10 protein-coding genes are annotated in these 8,800 nt (G+C 69.2%); all 10 read right to left on the minus strand.

Features of this window, described 5'->3' with window-relative positions; all coding sequences use genetic code 11:
• Positions 1-36: 36 nt before the first annotated feature.
• Positions 37-558, minus strand: coding sequence for a crossover junction endodeoxyribonuclease RuvC (locus BLQ14_RS14145; RefSeq protein ID WP_211295365.1), 522 nt, complete (start codon positions 556-558; stop codon positions 37-39).
• Between the two features lie 392 nt (positions 559-950).
• A complete protein-coding gene (locus BLQ14_RS14150) occupies positions 951-3,230 on the minus strand; it encodes a PriCT-2 domain-containing protein (protein WP_092501224.1) in 2,280 nt (759 codons plus the stop codon).
• The gene (locus BLQ14_RS14155; RefSeq protein WP_092501225.1) at positions 3,230-3,454 is read right to left on the minus strand and encodes a DUF6511 domain-containing protein; all 225 of its coding nucleotides are present in this window, start codon (positions 3,452-3,454) and stop codon (positions 3,230-3,232) included. Before BLQ14_RS14155 ends, BLQ14_RS14150 begins: the two co-directional genes overlap by 1 nt.
• A complete protein-coding gene (locus tag BLQ14_RS14160; RefSeq protein ID WP_092501226.1) occupies positions 3,451-5,190 on the minus strand; it encodes a DEAD/DEAH box helicase in 1,740 nt (579 codons plus the stop codon). Before BLQ14_RS14160 ends, BLQ14_RS14155 begins: the two co-directional genes overlap by 4 nt.
• The gene (locus tag BLQ14_RS14165) at positions 5,184-6,188 is read right to left on the minus strand and encodes a PD-(D/E)XK nuclease family protein (RefSeq protein WP_092501227.1); all 1,005 of its coding nucleotides are present in this window, start codon (positions 6,186-6,188) and stop codon (positions 5,184-5,186) included. Before BLQ14_RS14165 ends, BLQ14_RS14160 begins: the two co-directional genes overlap by 7 nt.
• Complete coding sequence (locus BLQ14_RS14170; RefSeq protein WP_092501228.1) at positions 6,188-6,553, minus strand: hypothetical protein; 366 nt, start codon at positions 6,551-6,553, stop codon at positions 6,188-6,190. The genes BLQ14_RS14165 and BLQ14_RS14170 overlap by 1 nt, the downstream gene beginning before the upstream one ends.
• A gap of 68 nt (positions 6,554-6,621) precedes the next feature.
• Entirely contained in the window at positions 6,622-7,128 is a 507-nt protein-coding gene (locus BLQ14_RS14175; protein ID WP_092501229.1) for a DUF669 domain-containing protein, read from the minus strand.
• 24 nt (positions 7,129-7,152) lie between these two features.
• Complete coding sequence (locus BLQ14_RS14180) at positions 7,153-7,941, minus strand: ATP-binding protein (RefSeq protein ID WP_092501230.1); 789 nt, start codon at positions 7,939-7,941, stop codon at positions 7,153-7,155.
• A complete protein-coding gene (locus tag BLQ14_RS14185; RefSeq protein ID WP_092501231.1) occupies positions 7,941-8,426 on the minus strand; it encodes a hypothetical protein in 486 nt (161 codons plus the stop codon). The genes BLQ14_RS14180 and BLQ14_RS14185 overlap by 1 nt, the downstream gene beginning before the upstream one ends.
• Positions 8,427-8,436: 10 nt before the next feature.
• Positions 8,437-8,646 carry a helix-turn-helix transcriptional regulator gene (locus BLQ14_RS14190; RefSeq protein WP_092501232.1) on the minus strand — a complete coding sequence of 70 codons (210 nt, stop codon included), beginning with the start codon at positions 8,644-8,646 and terminating at the stop codon, positions 8,437-8,439.
• Positions 8,647-8,800 lie beyond the last annotated feature (154 nt).

Here is an 8,800-nt window from a genome sequence, read left to right on the forward strand (position 1 = left end):
CGCGACGACGGCCACCGTAGCCCTTGGGATGCCACCTCATGCGACACCTCCATTCGTCTCGATCGCCCAAACGAGGATCGCGATGGCATCGGCCTCGTTATCGTCGGCGGGGCTGAAGCCCCGGGCACGCGCAGACGCGATCATTGCCTCCTTCGGCGCGTTGCCCTTGCCGGTGGCGTGCCGCTTGATCGTGCCGACGGGAACGCCCTCGTAAGGCACGCCGCGCAGTTCCGCCCATGCGGTCAGCGTAGCCATCAGCCCGCCATGGACATGGGCCGCGTCCGTACCGGCATGGCGGCGCACCTCCTCGAACCAAATGGCGGCGATTGGGCCGGACAAGCGGTCGATCTCGGTGAGCCAGTTGGTGAAGCGCAGGTAGCGCATGCCGCCGCCATCATAGCGGCCTGGCCTGAAGCTCGCGGTCCCGCTGGTGATCAGCCCTTCGGCCGAGCGCAGCGCCCAGCCGGTGCTGGTGCCGAGATCCAGCGCGAGAATGCAGCGGTCGAGAGCGCCGGCGGCCATGGAAGGCGCCGGAGCGATGTGTGGGGAGCGGTCCATGACGACCTCCTCTTCGAGTGATCGGCCAAGGCCCACGCCTGCCTGGATCGAAGGCAGCACGCGCGCCCGGACCGGGATCGCGAGATCGGGTCAGGGTCATGGTCGGGGCGTGGTGAGCGCCCAAGGCTTTCTTCAACGGCTTCAGTCCCTCCGCTTGAAGGAAGTGGGGCTGTAAGCCATTGAGAGAAAGGCATTTCATATCTTCTTTCAATATTTCAGTTTCTTCAATGGGTATGTGTGGCATACCCCTCCTCTCCCACGCGCGAGGGTCTTTGCGTGAAATATTGAAAGAAGTCCCTCTCGCCGGATTTTTCGCGTCACGACAGGGGCTTGGGCGGAAACTTCCTTCAAGTGAAGGATGGGGCGTCTTGAAGGAAGCATCGCGCCGGCCCTCACCGCAGCGCCCGGAAGCGCATGGCCTTCCGGCCCCCGGTCTCCTGCTCGACCGTGACGATGTCGCCGCTCTCGACCAGCGTGAGCAGGATGTCGTCGCGGTCGCGCGCCCGGAGCCATTGCGAGGCGCGGGTGAGTTCGGACTTGGTCATCCCCGCCGCCCCAGCCTTGCGGATGATCTCGCGCAGGCGCTTCAGATGCGCCTCGGTCTCGGTGTCGGCGACATGGCGCTCGACCGCGTCGATGGTGCGCCGGGCGAAGTGGCGCACGAACTCGATCGCCCAGACGGCGTCTTCCATCCGAATGACGGGCCGGACCGCATCCCGCCCCACGGCCAGGACGAGCGCGACCTTGGCCGCGTTCTCCGCGATCCGCGCGAGGATCGGGGTCTGGAACGTGCCGGCCGCGGCCCTGAGCTTGGCCGTGATCTCGTCGCCGAGCGTATCGAAGCGCGCTCGCGCGTCCTCGTGCATCGGCACGGTCATCGGCTCCACCGCGGTCTCGGGACCGGCCGTCCGCCCGGTGAGGTTCCCGCCCCCTGTGCCGCCCGCAATGCGCTGGAGCCCCTCGATCAGCGCCGGCGGCGAGGGCTGCAAGCGCGCCGCGCGGTTCTCGTCGGGGTAGTCCTCCTCGGTCGCAAGGATGATGAACCGGGCGAGCGAGCCGTCGACGACATTGGCGCCCTGAAGCGCCCCCCAGAAATGCAGCGGCGTCGTCGTGCCATAGACGCAGAGGCAGGGCTGGACGATGTCGCGCCGCTCGTTCGAGCCGTCCCGGTTGGCGTATTCCGCACCGAGGAACACGCCGCTCGCCGCGCTGTAGAGCTCCGTCATGTTATCGAGGATTTCGGTGACGTGGCGCGGGCTGCGTTTGCGGTCGGCCGCGGCCGAGAGGAACATCCCGAACTCGTCGAGCTGGAACAGGATCGCCGGCTGGCGGTGGAGCGCGGTCAGCAGCCCCGCGCCCGAGGCGATCTTGTTGCCGCCGAGGTGATGCGCGAGCCCCGCCTCGAAGAAGAGACGGTTCACCACCTCGCGGGCATGGTTCTTGCCCGAGCCGCTGTCGGCGATGCCGACGATGTAGAGGTTGGTGCGCAGGTCTGACTCGGTGCGGTAGCGCCGCCCCATCAGTGCGCCGAGGGCGCAGAGGCTCGCGCCCACCGCGAGAAGCGGCTGCGGTCTGCGCGCCGTCTCGATCATGTAGCGCGCGAGATCGCCCACGAGCCCGCCCGGGATCGTCAGTGTGAAGGACGGTGCCGGCGGGAGGATCGGCGGCGGGGCTTCGGGCTGGGCGAGCCGCGCGAGGAGGCCGGCCGCGGGATGCTCGTCGGCCGCACACGCCTTCTGACTGCCGTCGAGCAGCAGGTCGGGGTCGGGACGCCAGCCCTTCTCCATGGCGAGGTGATAGATCGTGCCGGCGCCGATCCGCGCGGGCCTGAAGCTCGCCCAAGCCTTCGCCGTCGCGGCCGGGTCGTTCTTGGCCGCCTGCGCCGACCATTCGGTGAAGAGCGTCGCGCCCTCATCGCCCAAGGCACCCTTCAGTGCCATGCCGATGCGCATCCAGCTGTCGTAATCGAGCTCGGCGTTGGGCAGCCAGGCGAGCGCGCTTCGGATCGCGGCCTGCGTGCCGGCCTGCGCGTGACCCGGCAGACACTGCTGGGCCGCCACGTTCGCCCCCTTCGCGCCGAGGCTCTTCGGGCGCAGCTCGGGCGGGATCAGCGCCAACGCCTCGTCGAGGAAGGCCGCTGCCTGTTCGGCGTCGATTTCGGGCAGGCTCTCGATGTCGAGATCCGCGAGCCCCTCCTCCGGCCAGGCGTAGGGCCGGCCGGTGTCGGGATGCTTGGCATAGGCCACGAACTGCTGTCCGAGGCAGAGCATCTCGAGCGGCGCGCGCCGGATCCCGGCGAATGGCTGGGTCGTCCGATAGACGAGGAGCCGCTTCGGCGCCTTTCCGATCCTGAGCGCCGGCGTATCGCCCAGCCGTTCGCGGGCCAGCCGCTCGATGCGCAGCGCGAGATCACCATCCTCGGCGATGTCGATGTCGAGTGCTGCGACCGCACCCCCGACGATCCCGACCCCACAGTCGGGCCAGGTCGACCAGGTCGCGACCTCGATCTCGGTCGTGGCGCGGCTGGCATGCCGGTTCCACTGCGGGTAGTCGTGCCAGGCCGCACGGGCGAACTGGCCGGGTTTCTTGGTGCCGGGCGCGATCGGCAGGATCGCGTAGCCGTTGGTCACGAGCCGCGCGCCCACGCGCGCCATCCACGAGGTGTCCGCCATCAGAAGGGCACCTCCGGGATCATGCCATCGAGCCGCGCGCGGTCCTTCGCCGCCTGGTCGCGTAGGTGGTCGCAGTAGCCAGTGACGATCACCTCGACGAAGGCGTCCCACTCATCCTCGGTGAGCAGGGCAAGATCGGTCCGGCCGAGGCTGTCGAGATAGGCGCCGCCGGCCTTGCCGCCCTCGACCATGGCCGCCGTCTCATTGGGGGTCGGATCGATCATGCCCGACCTCCGGTGGCAGATGTCCTGGCAAGCCCGGCTGCAGAGGTCTCGGCGGCTCGTGTCGCGTCGCGGGTCGGAGACGGCAAAGCGCGCGTCGAACCAGCCCCAGCCGCGGGGTTCTCGATGGCAGACGGCGCAGAGCCCGGCACGGACGTAAGGCATGGGGCGAACCTGTAGGCGGTGATTTCGGTGAAGCGGCCCGCGGGGCGGACGGCGATCTCGGTGGGGCGGCGGAGCCGGTCCGCGAGGATGAGCGCCTCGTCGACGGACGCAGGGATCTCCAGCTCGGGCGCCCGCTCGCGCCACCAGCTCGCGGCCTTCCGGCGCGGATAGCCCTCGTGCTCGAAGCAGACCCATTCCGTGTGGAAGGCGAACCCGCAGCGGTAGGTGACCTTGAGCGAGACCCGCCCGCCGCGCTTCTCGTGGCGGCTGTAGGTGACGTCGGTGACGCCGACCCATTGCGGTTTGCCGGTCGACAGCACCTCCAGCGTCGAGGCGGTCGGCTCGAGCTTCACCTCGCGGCCGGGGAACTCGAAGCCGCAACCGGGGCATTCGAGAGCCGCCGCAGCCACGATGGTCCCGCATTTCGGGCAGATCTTCGTGGGCGGCGGCCCGTCGCCCGGACCGCCCGGCCGTTTGGGGCGCACCAGATCGATGGGGCCATGTCGGCGGACATTGCCCGCGAAGTCGAGAACGAGGCAGTTCTCCTTGCCCGCGGCGAGCCGTGTGCCCCGACCGGCCATCTGGACATAGAGCCCCGCCGACTTCGTGGGCCGCAGCATGGCGATCAGGTCCACGGCCGGCGCGTTGAAACCCGTCGTCAGCACGCCCATGGAGGCCAGCGCCCGAATCTCGCCGCGCTTGAAGGCGGCGATGATCGCGTCACGCTCGTCCTTCGGCGTCTTGCCGAAGATCGTCGCGCAGCTGACCCCGCGGCGGCGGAACTCCTCGGCGACATGGGTGGCGTGGCGGACACCCGAGCAGAAGGCGAGCCAGGACCGCCGCGTCTCGCCATGGGCGATGACCTCGTCCACGGCCGCGCGCGTGATCGCGTCCTGGTCGACCGCGTCCTCGAGATCGCGCGCGATGAACTCGCCACCGCGCGATCCCACGCCGGTCACGTCGAGGCGGGTCTTGGTCTGCTTCGAGATGAGCGGGGAGAGATAGCCCTGATCGATCAGGTCCCGGACCGACACCTCGTAGGCGATGTCGGTGAAGAGCGCGTTCTCGCCCTCGTGCAGCATCCCGCTGTCGAGCCGGAACGGCGTCGCCGTCAGACCGATCACCTTGAGCGCGGGGTTGATCGCCTGCAGATCGTTGAGGAAGCGGCGATACATGGTGTTCGACCGGCCCGGAATGAGATGGGCCTCGTCGATCAGCACCAGATCGGCATGGCCGATACGCGTCGCCTTGTCGTGGATCGACTGGATGCCGGCGAAGAGGATCCGGGCCCGCGCATCGCGGCGGCCGAGTCCGGCCGAGTAGATGCCAGCCGGTGCCTCGGGCCAGAGCCCCAGCATCTCGGCATGGTTCTGCGCGATCAGCTCGCGGACGTGGGTGACGACCAGCACGCGCTGGTCGGGCCAGGCCTTGAGTACGCCCTCGATGAAGGCGGCCATGACGAGGCTCTTGCCGCCGGCGGTGGGGATCACGACGAGCGGGTTGCCGCTCTCCTTCTCGAAATAGCCGTAGATCGAGGCGATCGCGGCCTGCTGGTAGGGGCGCAGGGTCAGCATGCGGCGGCCTCCTCTTCGCGGGCGTCGTTGGTCCAGGCCGAGCCGTCGCGCATGCGGTAGGAGACGAAGTCCTCGCCTGCGTCGGTCACCTCGCCGGGGACGAGATCGGGGATGAAAAGGTGCCGCGGGCAGGCGCGGCGCTGGTCCGCCGGGTCGAGCAGCCGGTCGTGGCGCGCGCAGTGCCAGCCGCCCACATCCCTGTTGGTCGCGCTTCCGGACGAAGAACCGGCGCCCGCTTCTTCTGGAAGCGCTTCGATGGGCGTCGAATGCAGGCAGGACCGGCAGGTGACGGCCGCGGCCCCCTCGCCGTGGCAGAGCTCGTGGTGGTCGCAGAAGCGGCATTCAAACCAGGCGGGATCCGCGCTGATCCGCTCGGGCGGATGCTGGGCGAAGATGATCCGCCGCGCCTTTTCCAGCAGGCGCTCGCCCATCTCGGGGTCGGCCGGCACGCGCTCGATGTGCAGCGCGTCGGTGTCCTTGCAGACCGCGACGTAGAGCGCCCGCGTGATGCCGGTCAGGTGCATGTAGACCTGCATCTGCGCCGCGTGCTGGGGCTTGGCGAGCGCGACGCCCTTGGCGACCAGCTCGGCGAAGCTCTTCGCGGAATGCGTCTTGAACTCGACGACGTGCCAGGTCTTCGGCGCCTCGAGCAGGCCGAGGGCGACGGCGTCGAGCGAGCCGCCGAAGTGACCGCCATGGGCTTCGACGCGGAACTGCCGTCCGGTCTCGGGATCGACCTCCAGCACCGTGGCGCCGGTGGCGCGCAGATCGCGGACGAGCCGGGACTCCTCCAGCTGGCCGGTCTCGAACAGCCGCAGGATGCGGCCCGTGTGCCGCGCGGGCGTTGCCCAGCGGAAGTCGTACCAGAGCGCACGGGCGCAGGACTTGCCGATCAGCGAGGCGCCGAGGTGGTCGCGGAAGCCGTCGCCCTGCCGGGCCTCGTAGGAGGCGTAGATCGCGGAAAGGGTCGGCGTCGGGGGTTCGGGAAGCTCGGCCATCAGCATGCCTCCTCCCGCTCGAGCCGTGCCCGCGCCTCCGCCAGCACCGCGGTCCAGGCGGCGCTATCATGGCGTTCGCGCAGGACGGCGATGATCGTGTCCTTTAGCCGTTCGCGCCGGCGGCGGCCGCCCTGACGGGCGACGATCTCGGCGCGCTCGCGGTTGAGGTGGCGCAGCGCCGTGCGCGCGCGGTGAAACCAGTCGGGGTCGATCGGCCTGGCCGTGCGTTGCCGCGCCAGATCGGCCGTCGCGATCTGCGTGCGGATCTTCGCGATGGCGTCCTCGATCTCGATCAGGCGCCTTGTGTCGTCAGGCAAGCCGGGGGTGTTCGCGGCCGCGCTGGCCGCGTCGGTAGTGTTGGTCATGGTCTGTCTCTCGGGTCTGGCGATGTGCGGGCCGCGAGCCGTGTCTCAGCTCGCGGCGGCCGAGGGCGTCAGCTCTTGCGGTTCCAGGGCGCGGTGGCCGGGCGGGCGGGTGCCGACTGGGCGGGCGCGCTGGCCGGCTGCGTGGCGGCGGGCTTGGGCGGGGCCGCCTGCGCCGGGGTTTCCGGGACCATGTAGCGGATCGTGTTGCGCTCGCCATAACCGTTCTTCGGGGGCTTCACGCCGACCTGGATCGTCATCGGGATCAGGTGCAGCTCCTCGCTGTCGTTCACCTGAAGCTTGCCCGTGGCGTGGCAGATCGCCGACAGCGTGCGCTGCGCGATCTCGACCGTGGTGGGGTTGGCGTTCACCAGGTTCAGCTGGTCGAAGATCTTGCGCCCTTTGTGCGGCCCCTCGAGGATGTCGAGCATCAGCCAGAGATACTGCCCCATCCCGTTCTTGGTGACGCGCATCTCGCTCTCGACGATCTGGGCGCGGTACCTGCCGGCGGGCAGGATCTCGTAGGCGGTGGCGGGCTCGATGCCGGTGGCGTCAAAGGCGGTGTCAAAACGTGCCATGGTTCTGTTCCTTGTCTGTCTGGATCATTCGGTGGCCGGCGCGGCCGGAGCGGGTGGGGAAGCCTCGGCGGAACCGCCCTCCATGGCGGCGACGAAGGCCGACCACTCGAGAGGCAGGGTTTCCGGCAGGCCGTAGCGGTTCTTGGCGAGGAAGGCGGGACGCTCCTCGGTGTGCATGACGCGCGCACCGGACCCGAGCGCCCGGGTCACCTTCTTGTTGAAGCCGACGTCGGACTTGCTGACCGAGATCCGGTAGTTCGCGAAGAGCACGACGTCCGAGTGCTCCTGCAAGAGCGCCGAGGCGCGCGCCTGCAGCTTGATCACGTAGCGGTCGTAGGGCTCGTGCTCGGGGCTGTCGAAGCGCCTGACGTCGGTGTGGGCGATCTGGATGACCGCCATGCCATTGCGGTCGCGGAGCGCGTTCAGCCGGTCGATGTACTCGCGCCAGATGGTCAGCGCCTCGGCGTAGCCCTTGCCGAAGCCGGGGCTTTCGATCGACTGCCAGCCGTTGCGCCGGCAGGCCTCGGCCCAGATCAGCGGCTCCAGCCAGTCCACGCTGTCGACCACCACCGTGGAATAGCTATGGTCCTCCTCGAGCAGGGCGTCCAGCGCCTCGGCGACCTCGGCATAGCTCGTCGCCAGCGGGAAATGCGGCACCTGCAGCTTGCCGAGACCATCCTCGGTGAGGACGAACACCGGCGCGTCGGCCGACGCGGCGAAGGTGGACTTGCCGATGCCGGCGACGCCGTGAATGAGCACGCGCGGCGGGCGCAGAACCGACGAGGTTTGCAGGGATGCAAGCGAGATGGCCATCAGCGCGCCTCCTCGCCGATGAGCAGCCGGAACTTCGGCTTGCCCGCCCGCACCGTGCGCGCGGGCTCGAACTCTTGGCGGAGGTCCTTGGGCCAGGCGGTGTATTTGCGCTCGGGTACGCTCAACACAATGCCGACGTAGTCGGCGGGGTTGGCGCCATCGGCCCCGATGCGCTCGACCAGACCGGCGAGCAACGCCTGGTCCCAATCGACGCGCTTGGGCAGCTCCGCGACCACCGTGACCGGGCCGTCCTGGAAACGCACGGTGCCGGTGTCCCTGCCTTCCGCACGGCGGGCGGCCTGTGCCCGGTCGCCGTATTTCAGGGCGATCGCGCCATCGAGCCAGTCGCAGAGGGTCTTCGCAGAGCGCAGCCGCTCGTCGGCGTCATGTTTCAGGAGCGCCAGCTGATCGCCCGGCAGCGCGGCGATCTCGCCCACCGGCAGGGTGGGAAGGTCGTCGAGGGTGATGCGGTTGGAAATCGTCATGGCCGCCCCCTCACGCCAGTTTCGCGGTGGGCTTGTCGGCCGTGCTCGAGCAGTGCCGGTTGGCCTCGTAGGCCTCGACATCCTCGAGCCGGTACACGACCCGGCCCCCGATCTTGATGAAGGCGGGACCTTCGCCGCTCCAACGCCAGCGCTCCAGCGTGCGCGGGCTGATCTTCCATCGAGCCGCCAGCTCGACCTGGTTGAGATGTGTGACTGACATCGTCGTCTCCTTCGCGATTAGCCGAATGCCTGCGAAGGAGACTGGGGCATGCGCGGGGAGGAGATGGGGAGGTCAGAGGGAGCGGGAACGGGAGGAATGCGGCTTGAGGCGCCCGAAAACGAAAACGGCCGCCCCGAAGGGCGGCCGGATCGCC

The organism is Meinhardsimonia xiamenensis (assembly GCF_900102905.1).
Taxonomy (GTDB): Bacteria; Pseudomonadota; Alphaproteobacteria; order Rhodobacterales; family Rhodobacteraceae; genus Meinhardsimonia; species Meinhardsimonia xiamenensis.